Here is a 19,604-nt window from a genome sequence, read left to right as displayed (position 1 = left end):
GCAACCACGAGACGGCCGCAGCGTGGGCAAGGACCGGGCGGCCTCCGCTGAGCGCACCGAGAGCGGCGCTCCACCTCAGCAAGAAGCCCCGCGACAAGGCGCCCGCGCCCCGCAGCACGCGCCACCTCAAGACGAGCGCACCCGACGCGAGACCACGGCGCACAGTGCATCAGCGCCTACCGCCGCCCCGAAGACACGGCCCGGCAGCGCCACTCCGCCGGAACACGACGCGTCACCACGAGACAGCCGCAGCGCGGGCAAGGACCAGACAGACTCCGCAAAGCGCATCGAAAGCAGCGCCCCACCTCAGCAGGAAGCGCCATCCAAGGACGGGCGCGCCGCACGCGAGAGCGCCTCGCCGCACGTTGGGCATCCGACGACACCGCCCATGCAAGGCCCGCCACGGCAGCACGGGCCCGGCGTCCAGGGTGCAGCGGCACCTCCCGGCGTCCCACATGCGGCATCGGCCCCACCGATGCAGGACGCGCCACCTAGGCAGGACCCGCCGGCTAGGCAGGACGCGCCTGCGAGTGCGGGGGCGGGGCCGTGGGAGGCGGCTCTGCCGGAGGCGTCGGCGGCGACGACTCGGGTTGAGCGGTTGCCTGCGCCGTCTACCTGGCAGGCGCCGCCGCAGCCGTCCGTGCCGTGGGACGGGGCGGCCCCGGCGCCGGTCGAGGAGAAGAAGCGTCGGCGGTGGGTCGTCGTCGTCGCGGCGGCGCTGGTGCTCGTGGTGGGGCTCGTCGCCGGGCAGCTTCTGCGGCCGCCGCCGGAGCCGACGGTGCGGTTGAGCCTCGCGTCCAGCCACACGTTCCCGGGGCAGGCGCCGGTGTTGCCGTGGCCCACCGCGGGGCAGTCGGCCATCTACGTGGACGGGCTCGGGACGATGGGGTCCTCGGGCGGTGCGGTGCCGACGCCCACGGCGAGCGTCGCCAAGGTGATGACGGCGTACGTGTACCTGCGCGACCATCCGCTGAAGTCCGGGGAGGCCGGGCCGGTGCTGACGGTGTCGCCGCAGGCGGCGGCGCAGATCCCGGCGCGCAAGAGGCGCGGGGAGTCGCTGCTCGGGGTGACCGCCAACCAGCGGCTGACGCAGCGCAAGGCGCTGGAGGCGCTGCTCATCATCTCGGCCAACGACGTGGCGCACGAGCTGGCGCGGTGGGACTCCGGCGACGAGCGGGCGTTCGTCGCGAAGATGAACGAGGCGGCGAAGCAGCTGGGGATGACCGGCACGCGCTACACCGATCCGAGCGGCTACGACTCCGGGACGGTCAGCACGGCCGCGGACCAGGTGAAGCTGCTGAGGGCGGCGATGAGCCTGCCGTCCTTCGGGGAGATCGTGAACAACCGGATGTACGTGCCGGACGGCGGCGGGGCCCCGCGGCAGGGCGGCAACTTCATCCTCGGGCGCAACGGCGTCGTCGGCGGGAAGACCGGGTACACCGACGCGGCCGGCGGGAACTACGTGTTCGCGGCCCGCAAGAGCGTCGGGGGCGTGCCGACGCTGATCGTCGGCGCGGTGATGGGGCAGCGCTCCCCCAGCGCGGCGGACGCCGTCAACACGGCGGAGGGGATCCTCGTCGCGGCCGAGCGCGCCCTCGTCGCGCAGCCGCTCGCGCGCCGGGGCGACGTCGTCGGGCGGATCGACGACGGACTCGGCGGGAGCACCGCGCTGCGCGCGACGGCGCCGCTGACCGTCGTCGGCTGGCCCGGCCTCACCGTGCCCGTGGGGTACGACGGCGACCCGCCGGCCGACGCCGAGCCGGGCGACGGGGCCGGCGCCATGGACGCCGGCCCGGCGCGGGTGCCGCTGGAGGCGGGCGAGCCGCGGAACGGGCCGTCCCTCGTCAAGCGGCTGTCCCGCCTCGCCTGACCGGCCGGTCAGGCGTACAGGGCCGACAGGAAGCGGATCAGCAGGGCCTCCCGGGTGGCGGGCGGCAGCGCGTCCAGGATGGTGTTGACCACGGCCATCTCCGGGTCGCCGCCGCCGTCCAGGTCGACGCCCGCGGACGCGAGCAGGGCGGCGAAGCCGGCGTCGTCGAGGCCGTCGAGGTCGAGTTCGGCGAGCGCGTCCACGAGGTCGGACGGGACGTCGGGCGGGCCGGCGGCGCGGGCGCCGCGCACCGCGTCGGCCAGCACCGCCAGCAGGGCGTCGACGTCGCTGACGCCGGTGAGGGTGAAATGCAGGTTCGGCGGGCTGCCCTGGTAGGAGAGCTGCGGCTGGAAGTACCACCCGCGGGCGCGGGCCTCGTCGGCGATCACGAAGACGTCCAGCGCGGGGTCGGACGACGCGACGGCGACGAGCGGCGCGACGGGGTCGCCGAGCACCCGCAGCCCGGGGATCTCCGCGATGCCCGCGATCAGCCGTTCCGCGGCCTTCATCGCGCTCTCGGCGAGGTCGCGGTACCCGTGCGCCCCGACCGCGGTGAGCGTCGCCCACGCGGCTCCGAGCGGCCCGGCGCTCTTGCTGCTCTGGACGCCGGCGTTGATGACCGTGTAGCCGGGCCAGCGCGCGGACGCGAAGTAGGCGTGCCGCCGGAGCGACTCGTCCGCGAACAGCACCACCGAGGCCCCCTTGGGCGAGTAGCCGTACTTGTGCAGGTCGCAGGAGAGGGACGTCACCCCGGCCACGGACAGGTCGAACGGCGGGACGTCGCGTCCGGCGTCCCGCAGCCAGGGCAGGACCCACCCGCCGACGCACGCGTCGACGTGGCACGGCACGCCCGCGGCGGCGGCGAGCGCGGCGATCTCCGGGACCGGGTCCATGACGCCGTGCGGGTAGGACGGCGCCGAGGCGACGACCAGCACCGTGCGGGAGGTCAGCGCGGCGGCCGTCGCGGCGGGGTCGGCGCGGAAGGCGCCGTCGACCGGGACGTGCACGACCTCCATGCCGAGGTAGTGCGCGGCCTTGTGGAAGGCGGGGTGCGCCGTCGCGGGCAGGACGATCTGTGGCCGCCCCTCCACCGGGCGGGAGTCCCGCGCAGCCTTCACCGCCAGCATGATCGACTCGGTGCCGCCGCTGGTGAAGATGCCGGAGCCGCCGCCGAGCTTGTCCGCGGCGAACCCGACGATCCGGCGTTCGAGCGCGACGATGCTCGGGAACGCCGTGGGGTCGAGGCAGTTGACCTCCAGCATCTCCTGGTAGGCGGTGGCGGCGAGGTCGTGCACGGCGTCGCGCCCGGTGTCGTACACGTACGCGGTGACCTGGCCGCCGCGCACGGGCAGGTCGGCGTCCCGCAGCCGGGCGAGCTCGGCGAGCAGGTCGGGGGCGGGGCGGCCGGTCTCGGGCAGGGCGCCGTGGGGCGGGTCAGCGGGCATGGAGTGCGCTTTCTCGGTGGGGGGCGGCGGGTGAGGTCATCCGGCGTTGCCGGAGGGCAGGCCGATCGCGGCGGCGACGGTGCGGCGCATCTGGGCGCGGAACCTGGCCACCGCGGCCGGATCGTCCAGGCCGAGGCGGTTCCCGTCGGCGTCGAGGAGGCCGCCGCAGCCGAAGCCGTGGGTGCACCAGACGATGGTCCAGACGACGAAGTCGACGTCCACGTCATCGGCGACGATCTTGCGGGCCAGGCCGGTGACGATCTCCACCAGCGGCAGGACGTACTGCTCCTCCAGGTGCGCGATGTCGGCGGCGTCCGAAAGCCAGCGGTGCATCCACAGCGCGGGGACCTCCGGGCGCTCGATGCAGAAGTCGATGTACCCGTCGACGAGGGCCAGCAGGCCTTCCCGGTCCATGGTGATCTCGGCGACCGCCCGGTCGAGCGCGGCCCGTTCCGCCACGTGGGCGCGTTCCATCACGGCGAGGTAGAGGTCGCGCTTCCCGCCGACGTGGTAGGCGATGGTGGCGACGTTCAGCCCGGCGGCCTCGGCGATCATGCGGGTGGACGTCCCGTCGTAGCCGAGCGCGGCGAACAGCCGCGTGGCCACCTCCAGGATCCGTTCGCGCCCGGTGTCGCTGCTGGTCATCACCCCAAACTAGGCGTTGGCCAAGAATTCGGTCAATCGATTGATTGATCGCCCGGCGTGCGGTCCCCTAGGCGCGGCGCGTGCTCGGACCCGCGAGGACGGCGGCGGCACCGAGGCCGAGGTAGACGAGGCCGGTCGCGTAGCGCTGCCGGCGCCGGAAGGCGGGACGGGCCCGCAGCCACGCGCCGATCGAGCCGGCGGCCACCGCGTAGCCGAGGTCCACGACCAGCCCGATCAGCGCGGTCGCGGCGCCCATCGCCGCGATCTGCAGCGGCACCGCCCCCGCGTCCGGGTCGGCGAACTGCGGCAGGAACGCCAGGAAGAACAGCACGACCTTCGGGTTGAGGACGTTGACGAGCGCGCCGTCGAGGTAGACGCGGAGCAGCGGCCGCGGTTCGAGGTCGAGTTCGGCGTCCTCGCGGCCGCCGCGCAGCGTCCGGTACGCGAGAAAGACGAGGTAGGCGGCGCCCGCGTAGCGCAGGATCCCGAACGCGGTCGCGGACGCGGCGACGACGGCGGACAGCCCGGCCGCGGCGGCGCCGATGTGGACGAGCGTGCCGGTCTCGACGCCGAGCGCGGACGCGATCCCGGCGCGGCGCCCCTCGCCGATGCTGCGCGTGGTGATGTACAGGTGGTTCGGGCCCGGGACCGCGACCAGCGTCAGTGCGGCCAGCAGGAACAGCACGGGGTTCGTCACACGAGCACGCTAGGACCGCGGTGGACCATGCGACAGGACCAATCGCAGCCCGGGAACGTGGACCAGATCAGCTCGGCGTGGCGGCGAACGCGCCGCCCAGCACGAGCCGCCCGGCCGTGCGGACCATGGTCGCGACCTCCTCGACCGGCTGGCGGAGCGAGGCCAGGCTGATCAGCGCGGAGAGCAGGACGTGCCCGAGGACGATCTCGACGTCGTCGCGCTCGGGGACCGGGTCGCCGATCGCCGTGGAGAGCCGGTCGCGCAGGAACAGGAACAGGACGGTCCGGGCGTCGTCCACGCTGGAGTCGTCGGAGGTCACCGCCTGGATGATCGCGGACGTCAGGGTCGGCTCCGCCGCCGCGACGTGCACGATCCGCTCGAGCAGCGCGGTGAGGCGCTCCAGCGGGGTGTCACCGACCGCGAGCGCGTCGATGTCGTCGGTGACCCGGTGCGCCCACGCCGCCGCGACCTCGGTGAGCAGGTGGTCCTTGGTGGCGAAGTACCGGTAGACGGTCGCCCGCGCGACACCGGCGCGGTCCGCCACGTCGTGCATGGTGACGGCCGGGTAGCCGCCCTCCAGCGCGAGCTCCCGCGCCGAGTCGATCAGCCGCTCGCGCCGCGCCTGCTGGTCCTTGCTGAGCGTCCGCGTGACGGTGAACCGCGCATCGCCGTTCAAAACGCCTCCTAGCCGTGGCCACCCCCATTCTTTCCTACCTTCATTACAAACGCGTGCATCTCGGACGTCGGCCCCCGGCTGGGCGCACTCCGGCGCAGGTCAGGGCATGACCCTCGAACAGGCGTCATGCCCCGCCGATGTCCATCAGCGAGGCATGACATGGGCGCGAGCGCCCTTCTCCTACGTGTGGAGGTACCGCGGAGGCGGGCCCGCGAGGGCGGTTGCGGCCCTGGCGCGGGCCCCCCTCTCGACCACGGCCGGTCCTAGCCCTGGACGGCGGCCTGGCCCTGGTTCACGGCCTCGGTCAGCGCCTCGCCCTTGTGCTGGACCTGCGCCTCGTTCTGGGCCTGCTCCTGAGCGGCGGGCTGCTGCTGAGCGATGGGCTGCTGCTGCGCAGCGCCCTGCTGCTGAGCGGCCTCCTGCTGCTGAGCCGCAGGCTGCTGCTGAGCCTCCTGCTGCTGCTGAGCCTCCTGCTGCTGCTGCTGAGCAGCCTCCTGCTGCTGCTGAGCCGCAGGCTGCTCCTGAGCCTCCTGCTGCTGCTGAGCGGCACCCTGCTGGGCGGCGCCCTCCTGAGCCTCGGCCTCCTCCATGGCCTCGGCCTGCTCCGGAGCGGCCGGCTGCTGCTGGGCGGCAGCCTGCTCCTGAGCGGCGGGCTGCTGCTGAGCGATGGGCTGCTGCTGCGCAGCGCCCTGCTCCTGAGCCGCCGGCTGCTGCTGAGCGATCGGCTGCTGCTGGGCGGCGCCCTGCTGCTGAGCCTCCTGCTGCGCAGCGCCCTCCTGAGCGGCGCCCTCCTGAGCGGCGCCCTCCTGAGCGGCGCCCTCCTGAGCGGCGCCCTCCTGAGCCTCGGCACCCTCGGCGCCCGCGGCCTCGGCGCCCTCCGCGCCCGCGGCCTCGGCACCCTCGGCGCCCGCGGCCTCGGAGCCCTCGACGTCCTGCTCGGGGCCCTCGACCTCGACCGTCGCGGGGCCGACCTTCTTGGCGTGGATCTTCTGCTTGATGTCGCCGGTCGTGACCGGCTTGTTCCCCATCACCGCGGCGGCGTCGCGCGACTTGTTGATCTCGGCGTAGCTGAGGTCGCCGGGACCGCTCTCGGAGATGTAGCGGGGATTGATGTAGATGTTGATGTCCGACGGCGCCGCGGCCTCGGCCGAGGCCGCGGGAACGGCCAGGAGGCTGCCACCGATGGCCAGCCCGGCCACGGTCGCCGCACGAGCGATGCGTTTCATTCCATTTCCCCCTTTGTGACGCTGGTTCGCGCAGTGCGAACTCCGGTGATCATAACAACTCCGTGACCAAACTTAAATCGGGGTGGCCTCGATTTTCAAATGGCCGCAAAGCGCGAAAATCAGGCTTACCGCCACTTGTGCAGATCAGAAGTCAAGTCACATTTTCGGGTGCACCGCACCGCCGCGATCCGCCGACTCGGGCGAATGCGCCTGGCTCGCCGGAAATGGCCGTTAAGCGCGGGCGCCGGCCGCCGCCCGCGCCGTCGGGCGGCGACCCGGCCGGGTCCTCGTCGTCCGGCGCGGCGGGAGGGCGCGCTCCGCGCGGCCCCTTCCGCGACGCCCGCGCCGCCGCTCCGCCGGGACGCCCGCAGCGCGCCCCGCGCCCTCCCCTGGCGACCCGGAGGACGCGGAGGACGCGGCACGCCTGCGACCTCCCGAACCGGCCCGCGCGCCCTCTCCGCATCCGGGTGTCACGTGGGCGGACGTCGACGGAGCGCCTGAACGCGCCCCTGCCCAGCACCGCCACGTAGCCGAGGAGGTCGACCGAGGGCACGGGCGGGGCCCGGGGGTTCCACACCCCCGGGACGGTGCCGAGGAGCCCTCGCCACACGTCGAAGATGCCGCCCCAGGGCGCTCTGACGGTGTAGGTGCCGGCGAGCTTGAACTCGGTGCCGAGGCTCCAGGACCTCCGGGTCGCCGGCGCCTTGGCCTTCCCGTGGACGCCTCCCCCGGTCAGCGACACCGACTTCGAGCGGAAACGCGTCCGGAAATTGCCCGTCTTTGCGTCCACGTAGCCCTGCAGCATGCCGTCGCGGTCGAGCGTGAGGCCGAAGTCGGGCGGCCGGACGAATCGGATCCTGCTGCTCATCGAGGCCCGCGCTTCTAATGCCGGGCCGACTTCCGGCCGTCCCGCGGCCGAGCCCACGGAAAAGGATCCGCCGACCCCGGCTCCGCTCTCGAACGTGAATGCCAGGCCATCTCTGGTGAACGAACTCGTCACCCCGCCGCCAATTCCGCGGTAAAGGCTGAACTTGAGGACGATGCCGTCACCATGCCCGGGCAGTGAAATGGCCTGCCGTTGAACAAGGGCCGCATTGCCGGCGGGATGCCCTTCCTGCGGCCCCTGCCGCCGGGGAGGCGGAACGGCCGCCGGCGCAGCCGCCTCCCCTTGCGGCGCCATCGACGCGCAGGACCGGGCGATGTGGCAGACGCACCCGCGAACGGGGCCGGTCCGGCCCGCCGGGAGGATCGACATCGCCGACGCGGTCAGGATCACCGCGGACACCGTGCCGATGCGGATACGCCTGTCGCTCCATGCTCGCTTCATGATCGTCAGACCACACCCCGGATTCACTCGCACAGAACAGCGATGCTACAACGATGCGTAGCTAAATGAATACATAGAGTAACTCTGGACGTCTTGACGCGACTTGGCGGCGTCCGCCGGGGATGTGCCGACGAACGCCGCCAGAGCGGCACCGGGGCGGGGTGCGTCCGTCCCGGCCGGAGACATGGCTACGGCCCGTCCGGGCCTCTGCCGGACGGGCCGTGGTCGAGGGTCAGGACGCCGCCAGCCGGCGGCGCCGGTCGGCCCACTGGAGCGAGTGCCGGATGGCGTCCTCGATGGTGTACTCGGGCTTCCAGCCGAGCAGGTCCCACGCCTTCGCCGGGTTCACGAACGCGCCGACGACGTCGCCGGGCCGGGCCGGGGCGTCCTCGGCCTGGAAGGAGTCACCGACGACCTCGCGGAAAGCGGCCACGAGCTCGCGGACGGTCGTCCCGTCCCCGGTGCCGAGGTTGATCACCTCGTAGCGCGGGTGGTCCCCGACCGGCGGAATGATCGAGTCGAACCGGGTGGCCGCCTCGTGGAAGGCGCGGGCGATGTCCCAGACGTGGATGTAGTCGCGGATCGCGGTGCCGTCGCGGGTCTCCCAGTCCACCCCGGTGATCTTGAAGGGAATGCCGAGGTCGTAGCACTCGATCATCTTGCCGAGGGCGTGCGTGGGCTTGCTGCTCTGCAGGCCCGTGCGCAGCCGGGGGTCGGCCCCGATCGGGTTGAGGTAGCGCAGCGAGATGACGCGCAGCCCGTAGGCCTTGCAGAAGTCCTGGAGCAGCAGCTCCGCCATCATCTTCGAGCGGGTGTAGGGGTTCTGCGGATCGAGTTCGGAGGTCTCGGTGACCGACAGGTCGGGCTCGGGCCGGTACATCCCGGCGGTGGACGCGAAGATCATCCGGTCGCAGCCGTTGCGGACGAGGTGGCCGGCGAGGTCGAGGGTCCTGGACAGGTTGACGCGGTAGTAGCGCAGCGGGTCCGCCATGGAGTCGGGCACCACGATCAGCGCCGCGCAGTGCACGGTCGCGATGATGTCGGGGTGGTCGCGGAAGATCCGGTCGACCAGGCCGCCGTCCCCGATGTCGCCCTGGTAGAAGATCTTGCCGGCGGTGAACTCCTGCCGGCCGGTGATGAGGCTGTCGAGCACCACGGGGGTGACCCCGCGCTCGGCGAAGGCGGAGGCGATCGTGCTGCCGATGAAGCCGGCTCCCCCTGTGATCAGCACTTTCATGTGGCATCCCCTGCAGGCCAGTGCGTCCCCTTGAAGTTCCAGCCACAGGATCAGCAGCCGGCCCCGGGCGGTCAACGCCCGGTACTCCAGGTGACCGGGTCCGGACGCGTGTGAACCGGCGGGCGCCGCCCGGCGTCCGCGCACGGTTCTGTCCGGGGCCGTCACCAGCGGAGATCACGCGGTGTGCGGGCGCGGGCAATCGGACGGCCGAAACGAAGTACAGCGTTTGCAGGATCCGCCGGGCCGCCGCAGCGGTCATGGTCGGGAGATGCAACCGATCCGCGTCCTCATCGTGGACGATCACGCGCTCTTCGCCGAGGCCCTCGCGGCGCGGCTCGGGCGCGAGCCCGATCTGGTGATCCTTCCGATCGCCGCCGACGTGCGGCGCGCCCTCGCGCTGACCGCCACCGAGCGCCCGCGGGTGCTCGTCCTCGACATGACGCTCGGCGCGGAGAGCGGCCTGGAGGTCCTGGACCGGGTCCGCGAGCGGCATCCGGACGTGCGGGTCGTCGTGCTGACCGCGATGAGCGACCTCGACGCAATGGTGCGGGCGGTCCGCCGCGGCGCCGTGGGCTGGCTGGAGAAGACCGAGAGCGCCGACCACGTCGCCCGGGTGATCCGGTCGGCGGCGCGGCAGGGCGGCTGGATCCCGCCCGAGCTGCTCGGCGAGGTGCTGCGCAGGCTGGCGCTGGACGGCGGCGAGCAGGCCGGCGCCGGGCTGCTCGCCGAGCTGACGCCGCGCGAGCGCGAGGTCCTGCAGTGCATGGTGGACGGGCTCGGCCGCGCGGAGATCGCCGAGCGGCTCGGCCTGTCGGCCAACACCGTCCGCACCCACACCCAGAACCTGCTGGCGAAGCTCGACATGCACTCCGCCCTGGAGGCGATCACCCTCGCCATGCGGGCCGGCATGCGCCCCTCGTCGGACGGCTGACCGGGCGTCCGCCCTGGTGCAAACGGCGTAGGGCGGGGTCGTCTTTTGGGCGATTGCTCCGCCAACGGGTCTTCCTACGCTCGCCGTGACGAAGCCGGAGGGAAGATCGTGGAGATCGACGAAGTCGCCGCCCGGGTGGTGCGCAGCTACTGGGCCCTGCTGCTGGCCATGACGGTTCTTCCGCTGCTGCTGGTGGGTGTCGTGATGAGCGGCCAGGAGCCGCCGTACGTCGCGCAGTCGCGGCTGCAGGCGAGCAGCAGGGCGACCGACGCGGCGCCCGGAGACGCGGGCGTGTCCATCGTGGTCAGCCAGGTGAAGGCGTTCGCGACCAGCGAGAACCTGCTGCGCGAGGTGCTCGGGCAGCAGAAGGTGAACCGGCCGCCGGTCAAGGTCGCCAAGGCGATCGAGGTGACCGGGCTCGGGACGTCCACGGTCGTGCAGCTGTCGGTGAAGGACGCCGACCCGGGCGTGGCGCGGCGGCTCACCGACGCGATCGGCGCAGCGGTCGTCAAGGAGATCAACGAGTCCAACCAGGGCACGATCAAGCAGCAGATGGACGACATCGACAAGCGCGTCCGGGCTCTGGAGAAGAAGCTCGGCCCGCTGTCGCGGCGGGCCGGCGCGCAGCCGAACCCCGACATCGGCGCCGCGAACGAGCGGGAGCGGGTGCAGGCGGAGCTCACCGACCTGCGGTCGAACCGGTCGGACCTGCAGACGCAGCTGTCGCAGTCGGGGACCGCGTCGGTGGTGCAGCCGGCGGTGCTGGCGCCGCGGACGAACCCGGTCGTGATGATGGCGGCGATCGCGGGGCTGGTCGGGCTGATCGGCGGGATCCTCATCGCGGTCGTGACGGAGATGGTCCGGCCCACGATCCCGGGGCAGCGGCGGGTCGCGCGGCGGCTTGGGGTGCCGCTGCTCGGCTGGGCCGACAAGGGGCCGGCGCGGCTCGCCGACCTCGGCCGCCGGATCCGGCTGGCCGCCAAGAAGGAGGGCGTCGGGCGGGTCACGCTGGTCGGCGCGCCGGGGCCGCTGCCGGCCGAGCTGGTGTCATCGATCGCCGCGGCCGTGTACGGGGACGAGACGAAGGTCGTCAAGGCGCGGCCCGGACGCGCCAGGCCCGGCGACGGCGGCGAGGGCGAGGGCGCCGCCGGCGAGCGCCCGGACGGGCCGTCCCTCAACAGCGGCGGGCCCGGCGGCGGCGCGAAGAGCACGTCCGTCGTCCGCGCCGGCGGCACCGCCGTCATGGCGAAGAAGTCGGCCGAGGTGTCCCCCTCCGAGGTCACCCAGCCGGTCCCGCTCCGCCAGCTCTGCCATGTGCACGCGTTCGAGGACATCGATCCGGGCTCGGACGAGGAGGTCGGCGTGGTGGTCGTGGTCGGGCCGGTGACGCGGGTGTCGGGGCTGGAGACCGTCCGCGACCTCGTCACCGCGTCCGGCTGGCCGCTGCTCGGCGTCGTCGCCACGTCCCGGAAGATCAAGGGGTAGCAGATGAGTTCGTCCGTTCCGTTCACGATCCCGTCGGTGTCCGGCGAGGTGTCCGACGCCGTCGTCAAGGTGCTCGACTCGGGCTGGATCACGACGGGCCCGCAGACGGCCGCGTTCGAGCAGGAGTTCGCCGACCACCTCGGCGCCGCGCACGTCATCGCGGTCGCCTCGTGCACGACCGCGCTGGAGCTGTGCCTGCGCGCGCTGGACCTGCCGCCGGGCTCGGCGGTGCTGACGCCGAGCCTCACGTTCTGCGGCGCGATCAACGCGATCCTGCACGCGGGCCTGCGGCCGGTGCTGGTCGACATCGACGAGGACACGCTCGTCCCCAGCCCGGACACGGTCGCGGCGGCGGCGGGGCGCTGCGCGCCCGCCGCGATGATCGTGCAGAACCAGGGCGGCTACCCGGTGGACGTCCCGGCGCTGGCCGAGGCGGCGGGCCTCGACCGGACGCGGGTCGTGGAGGACGCGGCGCACGGCCCCGGCGCCGGGCGGGACGGAAGGCCCGTCGGGTCGGAGTCGTTCGCGGCCTGCTTCTCCTTCTACGCGACGAAGAACATGCCGATCGGCGAGGGCGGCGCGGTGGCGTCGTCCGACCAGGAGTTCGCCGACCGGGTCCGCGCGATGCGGATGCACGGGATGAGCAAGGACTCCTGGAAGCGGTACCTGCCCGGCGGGAGCTGGCGGTACGACGTGAAGACGGTCGGGCTGAAGGCCAACATGACCGACGTCCAGGCGGCGATCGGGCGGGCGCAGCTCGCCGCGCTCCCGGGGTGGCAGGAGCAGCGGGCCGAGATCGTCGCGGCGTACGACGAGGCGCTGCGCGGGCTGCCCGGCCTCGTCCTGCCGCAGCGGAACCTCGACGGCGTCCAGCACGCCTGGCACCTCTACCAGGTGCGGGTGAAGGACCGGGACGCGGTCAGCGCGCAGCTGGAGGCGGCGGGCGTCGCGACGTCCGTCCACTTCATCCCGGCGAACCAGATGACGGCCTACCTGGAGATCATGGGCGCGGAGGAGTGCGCGCAGGTGCCGGTGACCGACCGGGTCGGCGAGGAGCTGCTGTCGCTGCCGCTCTACCCGGGCCTGTCGGCCGACGGCCGGGACCGCGTCGTGTCCGCACTCACCGAGGCCCTGCGGACCCGGAGCTGATCGTGCGAAGGTTCCTGCCGCGCCGCCGCACCGGGACCGCGCCCCCCGCCGCGGTCCCGGCCAGCCCGCTGGCCCTGCTGATGGGCCGGGACGAGGTCGTCATGGCGGGGCATCGCGGGCGGCGGCTCGTGCGGGGCCGGCGGGTGCTGGTCACCGGGGCGTGCGGGACGGTCGGCCGGGCGCTGTGCCACCAGGTGGAGCGGCTCGAACCGGCCGCGCTGCACCTGGTCGACCGGGACGGCGCCGGGCTGGCGCGGCTCCGGCGAGGGCTGCCCGGCACCACGACGGCGCGGGCCGACGTCCGGGACGAGCGCCGGGTGGACCGGATCCTCCGGGACGCCCGGCCCGACCTGGTCTTCCACATGGCCGGGCGGAACGCGCTGGCCGACGTCGAGCGGGACCCGTGCCGGGGCGTCGCGGTCAACGTCCTCGGCACCCGGCACCTCATCGACGGCGCGGTGCGGCACGGCGTGGAACGGCTCGTGCTCGTCTCGTCCGACAAGGCGGCCGACCCGACGTCGGTGTTCGGCGCGACGATGCGGCTCGGCGAGCTGCTGCTGCGGACGGCGACGGGCGGCCCGACCTGCTTCGCCGCCGTCCGCGTCGGCAACGTGCTCGGCACGGCGGGCCCGCTGCTGGACCTGCTCGCGCACCGCATCGCCTCCGGCGAGGTCGTCACGATCACCCACCCGGAGGTCGCCCGCCACTTCATGACGGTCGAGGAGGCCGCCGGGCTGCTGATCGAGGCGGCGGCGATGGCGGAGGAGGCGGAGACGTTCGTCCTCGACATGGGCCGGCCCGTCCCGGTGATCGACCTCGTGCACCGGTACGCCGAGCAGCTCCGGCTGCCTGAGGTGACGATCCGGTTCAGCGGCCTCGGCCCCGGCGAGAAGCTCGCGGAGAAGGTGTTCGCCGACTCCGAGCGCCGGATCCGCACCGCCCACCCGAAGATCTGGGCGACCCGCCCGGCCGCGCCGCCCGCCGGGCTGCCGCAGCTGCTGGACGAGCTGGAGGCCGCGGCCGGCGCCGGCGACGACGGCGCCGTGCGGCTGCTGCTGCGCCGGCTGCTGCCCGAGTACCACCCGGCCCGGCGCCCGGAACCGTCCGGCGACCTCCCGCCGCCCGGCCCGTCCTGCCTCTGCGACGCGGGATGCAGCCCCGATCCACCCGGCCTGTGAGGTGTGTGCACGTGAGTACGACCAGGAAGCTCAGAGTCGCCACGGTGATCACCCGGTTCAACGGGGGCGCCGGCCAGGTCGCGCTGAACGGCGCGCTGGCCCTCCCGGACGGCGACTACGAGCGCGCGATCGTCACCGGCGGCGTCGGCATGGACAGCACGGCCTCGTCCACCGGCAACGGCGTCCTCTTCGGGGACGAGGCCGTGGCCAACGCCGCCGCCGGTGACCTCACCCCGCAGGCGTACGCGGCCGGGATGGAGATCGTCCAGGTGGGGCCGCTGGTGCCGCAGATCTCGCCGCGCGACGACCTGGCCGCGCTGCGGACGCTGACCCGCGTGCTGGCCGAGGGCCGCTACGACGTCGTCCACACCCACAGCGCGAAGGGCGGCGTGATCGGGCGGGTCGCGGCGGCCCGCGCCGGCGTGCCCCGCATCGTCCACACCTGGCACGGGTTCCCGTTCAACGAGTTCCAGTCGTGGGCGCGGCGACGCGTGTACATAGGCCTCGAACGGATCGCGGCCAAGCGCACCGACGCGTTCCTCGCGATCGGCTCGGAGACCGTGACGACGGCGCTGCGGCTCGGGCTGACGACGCCGGAGCGGGTCCGGCTGTCGTGGCCCGCCGTGGACGTGGACGCCTACGCGACCGCGCCCGGCTCCCGCGCCCAGGCCCGCCGCCGCCTCGACCTGCCCCTCGGTGTGAAGGTCGTCGGCTCGATCGGCCGCCTGACGTTCCAGAAGGGCCCGGAGATCTTCGCGAAGGCGATCGCCCGGCTGCCCGACGACGTGTTCGGGCTGTGGGCCGGCGGCGGTCCCATGGCGGACGAGTTGGAGAAGCTCACCGCCAGGCTCGGCATCGGCGAGCGGATGCGCTGGCTCGGGCACCGCGGCGACATCGCCGACGTGCTGCCCGCGTTCGACGTGATGGCGATGGCCAGCCGCTGGGAGGGGCTGCCCTGCGTGCTGGTCGAGGCGATCGGCGCGGGGATCCCGCTGGTCGCGACGGCCGTCCCGTCCAACCAGGACCTGGTGCTCGCCGGCGAGACCGGCATGCTCGTCCCGCCCGAGGACCCGGACGGGCTCGCCGCGGCCGTGTCGGCGCTGCTGGACGACCCGGCCGCCGCCGCGCGGATGGCCGGGCGCGCCCGCGCCCGGGTCGGCGAGTGGTTCTCGCCCGGGCATCTCGGGACCGTCCTCGACGAGACCTACCGCGGGAGCTCCAGGCGCCCATGACCGCGACCATCGAGGCCCCCGCGCGGGGCGGCGCCGAGCGGGCGGCGGCACCGCTCAGGCGCGGCACGCGGCTGACGACCGTCGTGCTGGTGGCGGGGATCGCCTCGCTGCCGATGCTGATGCCGTTCGGGCTGCCGCCGGGCCCCGGCAACACCGGGCTGCCCGACCTCGCACTCATCGGCGTCACCGCGGTGGCGATGCTGTGGGCGGGCACGCGGCGGCTGCCCGTCCGGTGGCCGTTCCTCATCCCCACGCTGCTGACGATCATCGCGGGCGGCATCGCGGCCATCGTCAACGACGCCGGCGCGCTGACCCTGGTCAAGGACCTGTTCGTGCTGCTGTGGGCGGTGAGCATCGCCAACCTCGGCCGCGACCCGTCCCTGCTGCGGGTCGCGCTGCGCGCCTTCGTCGGCATCGGGACGTGCTACGCCCTCGTCATGATCACCGGCTTCGTGCTGGGCCTGGACGCGCTGTCCGGCAAGCAGGTGGACGGCGAGCGGGCGATGTTCACGTTCGGCGACGCCAACTACGCGTCCAACTGGTTCATCTGCGTCTTCTTCATCGCCCGCGCGACCCGCTACCCGGGGACGGCGTGGCGGCGGTGGGCCGTCTGCGGGATCCTGATCACCGCCGAGCTCCTCACCGGCTCCAACGGCGGGCTGCTCGCGCTCCTCATCGCGGTCCTGCTCGGCCACCTGTTCCGGCTGGTCCGCGAGGGCAAGGCGCACCACGCGATCGCCGTCGGCGCGTTCGCCGTGTTCGTCGGCGGGGCGGGCGTCACGGTCGTCACGCAGGTGAACATCCAGCCGCTGCTGGACCAGGCCAGCCAGACGTCCCCCATCCTGCGCGACTCCATCGGCCGGACGACCGGCGAGAGCACGAACTCGCGCAGCACGGTCCTCGCCACCACGATCCAGATGATCGAGGAGCAGACGCACCCGTGGGGCATCGGTCCCGGCCAGACCGAGAAGCAGATGCTGGTGCGGCAGGAGACCTATGTACGGGAGGCGCACAACGACTACGTCGCCTCCGTCCTCGAACGCGGCTTCCTCGGGGGCCTCGCGCTCATCGTCCTGGTGTTCGTCCTGCTGCTGAAGTGCGTGCGGATCGCCCGGCGGAACGCGCTGACCGGCGAGTACGCGCGGCTCGTGCCGCGGCCCGAACTGTTCGGCGCGCTCATCGCCGTCTTCCTCATCTCGGGGCTCTTCTACGAGACCCTCCACTACCGCCACGGGTGGGCCGTCTTCGGCCTCATTGCGGCGTTGGACCTGTCCCGATCCGCCCAGAGGAGCAGTCTCCTGGAACCCCTGCCGCGGGCGGCACGCCGGGCGACCTCCGGAAGCCCGGTTCGTGACCCCGGGCCGGAGGTGCTTCCCGAGAGCGATGAGGCCGTGCCCCTTGCCAAGACGCCTTCCCCGACCCCGACGGAACCGGCTCGCGTGGAGGGCCGGGATGAGGCGGCGGTCGCCGCACCGCCCGCCGAGGACGAGCCTCCGTCCGGTCGCGACCCCCAGGGCGGGGCGATCAGGCGGCGCCTGCTGGCGCTCGTGGCGGGCAACATGGCGGGACGGATCGGGGCGCTCGCCTCGCTCGGCCTCGCGACGATCATGGTCGCGCGGATCGGCGGGCCGAAGCTCGTCGGGGCGTTCACGCTCGTCCGGATCCTGCCGGGGCTGCTGTGCCAGCTGTCCAGCGCCGGGCTGCCCGGCGCCGCGCCGTTCTTCCTCGCCCGCCGCGACTACGACCAGAGCCGGGTGCGGCCCACGCTCGCGTGGCTGACCGTGATCGGCGCGACGATCTCCGGGATCGCCTGGCTGGCCCTCAGCCCGCTCATCTACCTGGTGTTCTTCAAGTCGTTCGGGATCTGGGTCGCGATCGCCGCCGCCGCGCCGTCGTTCACGCAGGGGTTCGTCTCGGTCGGCAAGGGGCTGCTCCAGGGCACCGACGACCAGCCCGGCGCGAGCCTCGCCATCGCCGTCGAGGAGTTCGTGTTCCTGCCGATCTACCTGGTGATCCTGACCGGCTGGTACGGCCCCGGCGCGCTGATCACGGGGCTGGTGCTCGCCGACATCGCCGCGGCCGCGTGGATCGTCCGGCGCCTCGCGCGGCGCGGGTTCTTCGCCGGGTGGGGACGCCCCGACCGGCGGCTCGGCCGGTCCATCGCCGGATACGGGTTCCGCGGCTACCTCGGCCAGCTCATCGACCTGCTCCAGCTCCGGTTCGACATGGCGCTGCTCGGCGCGCTCGCCGGCCCGAAGGTCCTCGGCGTCTACACGGTCGCGAGCAAGTTCGCCGAGCTGGTGCAGCTGCCGGGGCTCGCGGTGAACTACGTCCTGTATCCCGACTTCGCGAAGGAGGACCGGGAGACCGCGACGAAACGGACCTCCCGCCTCATCCTGCCGGCGCTCGCCGTGTCCGCGCTGGCCGCGCTGCCCCTCGCCCTCATCGCCGGGACCGCGCTGCCCTGGGTCTTCGGGGACGTGTTCGACGACGCCGTCGTGCCCACCTACATCAGGCTCGCGGGCGTCGTCACGTTCGGCGTCACCGGGCTCGTCATGGCCTACCTCTACGGGGTCGGGCGCCCCGGCGCCGCCTCCACCGGGCAGGGCATCGGCCTGGTCGTCGTGGTCGTCCTCGGCGCGGTCCTGATCCCCACGCACGGCGCGATCGGCGCCGCGATCGCCACGTCCCTGTCGTTCGTCGCCACCACCGCCGCGCTCCTCGTCTGGTTCCAGCACGTCAAGAACGCCGGGGGCGGGACCACCGCGTCCCCGGCACCCGCGACCCACGGCCCCGCCTCCGTAGACAAGGGGTGACCGACATGTCCGAGCTCGTGAGCCGTCCCGTCGACCCGTCCGACGGCGTCCCCCCGTCCGCGGCGCGCCGCGTCCTGGACATCGCCGGCGCGGTCACCGGGCTGCTGCTGCTCAGCGTCCCGCTGCTGCTGCTCTACCTGCTGGTGCGGCTGTCCAGCCCCGGGCCCGGGGTGTTCCGGCAGACCCGCGTCGGGCAGGGCGGGCGGCCGTTCGTCATGTACAAGTTCCGGACGATGCGGCAGGGCGTCGGCGGCCTCACCGTGACCGCCAACTGCGACCCGCGGCTGACGAAGGTCGGCAAGCTGATGCGCCAGTGGTCGCTGGACGAGCTGCCGCAGCTGGTGAACGTGCTGCGCGGCCAGATGACGCTCGTCGGACCGCGCCCGGAGACCTACGACCTCGCCGTCCACTACGACGCGGACAGCCGGTGGATCTTCGACCACCGGCCGGGGCTGACCGGCCTGTCCGAGGTGCGGTTCCGCGACTTCGACGTGCTCGGCCCCGGCGAGGAGGTCGACCTCGTCAACTACATCGAGCGAATCGTCCCGGCGCGGATCGCCGTCGACGCCGTCTACCTGCGCGACCCGTCGATGGGCGCCACGATCGGTGCGCTCTGGGACACGGTGAAGCACATCCTGCGCATCCCGGTCCCGCCCCTCCCGGTGCAGGTCACCGGGGGCGTCAAGGACGCCAAGGACGCGGCCCGGCGCACCGCGGAGGAGCCCGGTTCCGCCGCCTGACCACCACCATCGGGGAGTTGACGTCATGGACATCCGGGACGTCCGGTTCAGGATCGCGGCCGTCGTGGTCACGGTCGTCCTGGCGGCCGGCATCCTGTTCTACCTGCAGCACCGGGCGGACCGCTACCGGCCGTACCGCGGGCCGCTCGCCTCACCGGGCACGCCGGCCGCCGAACCCGGCAGGACCCGCCGGATCGCGCTGAACACCGAGCCGTCCGACTACCCGCGGCTCCGGGCGCTCGGCTACGACCTGGTGGACGTCAAGGCGGACCCGGCGCTCGTCGCCGGCGTCCCCGACGGGATGCAGGCGCTGCTGTGGGTCGGCAACTTCACCTGCGGCGGCTTCGAGCTCGACTGGGACGCCTTCACGCAGGCCGTGCACCGGTACGGGCAGGACCCGAAGGTCTTCGGGTGGTACCTGTCGGACGAGCCGAACCCCGGCGACTGCCCGAGGATCGCGCAGGAGATCCGCCGCCGCGCCGCGTACGTCGAACGGCACGCGCCCCGGCAGATCTCCTTCATCTCGCTGACGGACTGGCCGATGAAGCCGCTCGCACCGAAACGCACCGGCGTCGACCTCGTCGGCCTCGACCCCTACCCGTGCAAGGGCTCCGCGAAGACCCGCGAGCACTGCGACATCGGCGCGATCGACCGGATGGTCCGGATGGCGGACGCCGCGGGCATCCCCCGCGGCCGGATCGCGCCCGTCCTGCAGACGTTCGGGCAGAGCTGCTCCAAGGGCGACCGGAAGTACTGGATGCCCACGCAGGCCCAGTTCCGCAAGATCCTCGCGCGCTGGGACCGGCTCACGCCCCGCCCGCCGCTGGAGATCTCCTACTCCTGGGGCCGCCAGGACGAATGGGCCTGCCCCTCTCTGGCGGACGCCTCGGGCGGCGACCACCCCGACCTGCAGAGCCTCATGAAGGCGCGCAATTCGTCCCGGCGGTAGC

16 protein-coding genes are annotated in these 19,604 nt (G+C 73.3%); 9 read left to right on the top strand and 7 right to left on the bottom strand.

Annotated features, from left to right (window positions below):
* Positions 1–598 precede the first annotated feature (598 nt).
* Positions 599–1,870: a D-alanyl-D-alanine carboxypeptidase gene (locus tag ABGB11_RS00900; protein WP_347627712.1), complete on the top strand. Its 1,272-nt coding sequence runs from the start codon at positions 599–601 to the stop codon at positions 1,868–1,870.
* An 8-nt stretch (positions 1,871–1,878) separates the two neighbouring features.
* On the opposite strand, the gene ABGB11_RS00895 is transcribed toward ABGB11_RS00900, so the two are convergent.
* The 7 genes from ABGB11_RS00895 to galE all read right to left on the bottom strand — a co-directional run bounded on the left by ABGB11_RS00895 (position 1,879) and on the right by galE (position 9,123).
* A complete protein-coding gene (locus ABGB11_RS00895) occupies positions 1,879–3,315 on the bottom strand; it encodes an aspartate aminotransferase family protein (RefSeq protein WP_347627710.1) in 1,437 nt (478 codons plus the stop codon).
* Positions 3,316–3,351: 36 nt separating this feature from the next.
* Positions 3,352–3,960 carry a TetR family transcriptional regulator gene (locus ABGB11_RS00890; RefSeq protein ID WP_347627708.1) on the bottom strand — a complete coding sequence of 203 codons (609 nt, stop codon included), beginning with the start codon at positions 3,958–3,960 and terminating at the stop codon, positions 3,352–3,354.
* 67 nt (positions 3,961–4,027) lie between these two features.
* Positions 4,028–4,657 carry a LysE family translocator gene (locus ABGB11_RS00885; RefSeq protein ID WP_347627706.1) on the bottom strand — a complete coding sequence of 210 codons (630 nt, stop codon included), beginning with the start codon at positions 4,655–4,657 and terminating at the stop codon, positions 4,028–4,030.
* A 67-nt stretch (positions 4,658–4,724) separates the two neighbouring features.
* Entirely contained in the window at positions 4,725–5,333 is a 609-nt protein-coding gene (locus ABGB11_RS00880; protein WP_347627704.1) for a TetR/AcrR family transcriptional regulator, read from the bottom strand.
* A gap of 263 nt (positions 5,334–5,596) precedes the next feature.
* Positions 5,597–6,559: a hypothetical protein gene (locus ABGB11_RS00875; protein WP_347627702.1), complete on the bottom strand. Its 963-nt coding sequence runs from the start codon at positions 6,557–6,559 to the stop codon at positions 5,597–5,599.
* 151 nt (positions 6,560–6,710) lie between these two features.
* Positions 6,711–7,427, bottom strand: coding sequence for a hypothetical protein (locus ABGB11_RS00870; protein ID WP_347627700.1), 717 nt, complete (start codon positions 7,425–7,427; stop codon positions 6,711–6,713).
* A 691-nt stretch (positions 7,428–8,118) separates the two neighbouring features.
* Positions 8,119–9,123, bottom strand: coding sequence for a UDP-glucose 4-epimerase GalE (gene galE, locus ABGB11_RS00865; protein WP_347627698.1), 1,005 nt, complete (start codon positions 9,121–9,123; stop codon positions 8,119–8,121).
* Between the two features lie 268 nt (positions 9,124–9,391).
* On the opposite strand from galE, the gene ABGB11_RS00860 reads away from it, so the two are divergent.
* From ABGB11_RS00860 to ABGB11_RS00825, 8 genes are all read left to right on the top strand, one after another.
* Positions 9,392–10,054: a response regulator transcription factor gene (locus tag ABGB11_RS00860; protein WP_347627696.1), complete on the top strand. Its 663-nt coding sequence runs from the start codon at positions 9,392–9,394 to the stop codon at positions 10,052–10,054.
* 108 nt (positions 10,055–10,162) lie between these two features.
* Positions 10,163–11,539, top strand: coding sequence for a hypothetical protein (locus tag ABGB11_RS00855; RefSeq protein ID WP_347627694.1), 1,377 nt, complete (start codon positions 10,163–10,165; stop codon positions 11,537–11,539).
* A gap of 3 nt (positions 11,540–11,542) precedes the next feature.
* Entirely contained in the window at positions 11,543–12,688 is a 1,146-nt protein-coding gene (locus ABGB11_RS00850; protein WP_347627692.1) for a DegT/DnrJ/EryC1/StrS aminotransferase family protein, read from the top strand.
* Between the two features lie 2 nt (positions 12,689–12,690).
* Positions 12,691–13,866 carry a polysaccharide biosynthesis protein gene (locus ABGB11_RS00845; protein ID WP_347627690.1) on the top strand — a complete coding sequence of 392 codons (1,176 nt, stop codon included), beginning with the start codon at positions 12,691–12,693 and terminating at the stop codon, positions 13,864–13,866.
* An 11-nt stretch (positions 13,867–13,877) separates the two neighbouring features.
* On the top strand, positions 13,878–15,098 hold the full coding sequence (locus tag ABGB11_RS00840) for a glycosyltransferase (RefSeq protein ID WP_347627688.1): 1,221 nt from the start codon (positions 13,878–13,880) through the stop codon (positions 15,096–15,098).
* Positions 15,095–17,914 (top strand): O-antigen ligase family protein, encoded by a 2,820-nt coding sequence (locus ABGB11_RS00835; RefSeq protein WP_347627686.1) that lies wholly within the window; start codon positions 15,095–15,097, stop codon positions 17,912–17,914. Before ABGB11_RS00840 ends, ABGB11_RS00835 begins: the two co-directional genes overlap by 4 nt.
* A gap of 5 nt (positions 17,915–17,919) precedes the next feature.
* A complete protein-coding gene (locus ABGB11_RS00830; RefSeq protein WP_347627684.1) occupies positions 17,920–18,654 on the top strand; it encodes a sugar transferase in 735 nt (244 codons plus the stop codon).
* Positions 18,655–18,679: 25 nt separating this feature from the next.
* A complete protein-coding gene (locus ABGB11_RS00825; protein ID WP_347627682.1) occupies positions 18,680–19,603 on the top strand; it encodes a hypothetical protein in 924 nt (307 codons plus the stop codon).
* Position 19,604 lies beyond the last annotated feature (1 nt).

Origin of the sequence: Actinomadura sp. B10D3 (assembly GCF_039871695.1) — a bacterium.
GTDB lineage: Bacteria > Actinomycetota > Actinomycetes > Streptosporangiales > Streptosporangiaceae > Spirillospora > Spirillospora madurae.
Note: the sequence above shows the minus strand (reverse complement) of the source record. Positions and strands in the feature narration are given on the sequence as shown.

What these genes read in the sequence shown, in the direction of transcription:
- ABGB11_RS00895 (WP_347627710.1), bottom strand. Translation starts at nt 3,315, where the DNA reads ATGCCCGCTGACCCGCCCCACGGCGCCCTGCCCGAGACCGGCCGCCCC.
- ABGB11_RS00890 (WP_347627708.1), bottom strand. Translation starts at nt 3,960, where the DNA reads ATGACCAGCAGCGACACCGGGCGCGAACGGATCCTGGAGGTGGCCACG.
- ABGB11_RS00875 (WP_347627702.1), bottom strand. Translation starts at nt 6,559, where the DNA reads ATGAAACGCATCGCTCGTGCGGCGACCGTGGCCGGGCTGGCCATCGGT.
- ABGB11_RS00870 (WP_347627700.1), bottom strand. Translation starts at nt 7,427, where the DNA reads ATGAGCAGCAGGATCCGATTCGTCCGGCCGCCCGACTTCGGCCTCACG.
- galE (WP_347627698.1), bottom strand. Translation starts at nt 9,123, where the DNA reads ATGAAAGTGCTGATCACAGGGGGAGCCGGCTTCATCGGCAGCACGATC.
- ABGB11_RS00860 (WP_347627696.1), top strand. Translation starts at nt 9,392, where the DNA reads ATGCAACCGATCCGCGTCCTCATCGTGGACGATCACGCGCTCTTCGCC.
- ABGB11_RS00850 (WP_347627692.1), top strand. Translation starts at nt 11,543, where the DNA reads ATGAGTTCGTCCGTTCCGTTCACGATCCCGTCGGTGTCCGGCGAGGTG.
- ABGB11_RS00835 (WP_347627686.1), top strand. Translation starts at nt 15,095, where the DNA reads ATGACCGCGACCATCGAGGCCCCCGCGCGGGGCGGCGCCGAGCGGGCG.
- ABGB11_RS00830 (WP_347627684.1), top strand. Translation starts at nt 17,920, where the DNA reads ATGTCCGAGCTCGTGAGCCGTCCCGTCGACCCGTCCGACGGCGTCCCC.
- ABGB11_RS00825 (WP_347627682.1), top strand. Translation starts at nt 18,680, where the DNA reads ATGGACATCCGGGACGTCCGGTTCAGGATCGCGGCCGTCGTGGTCACG.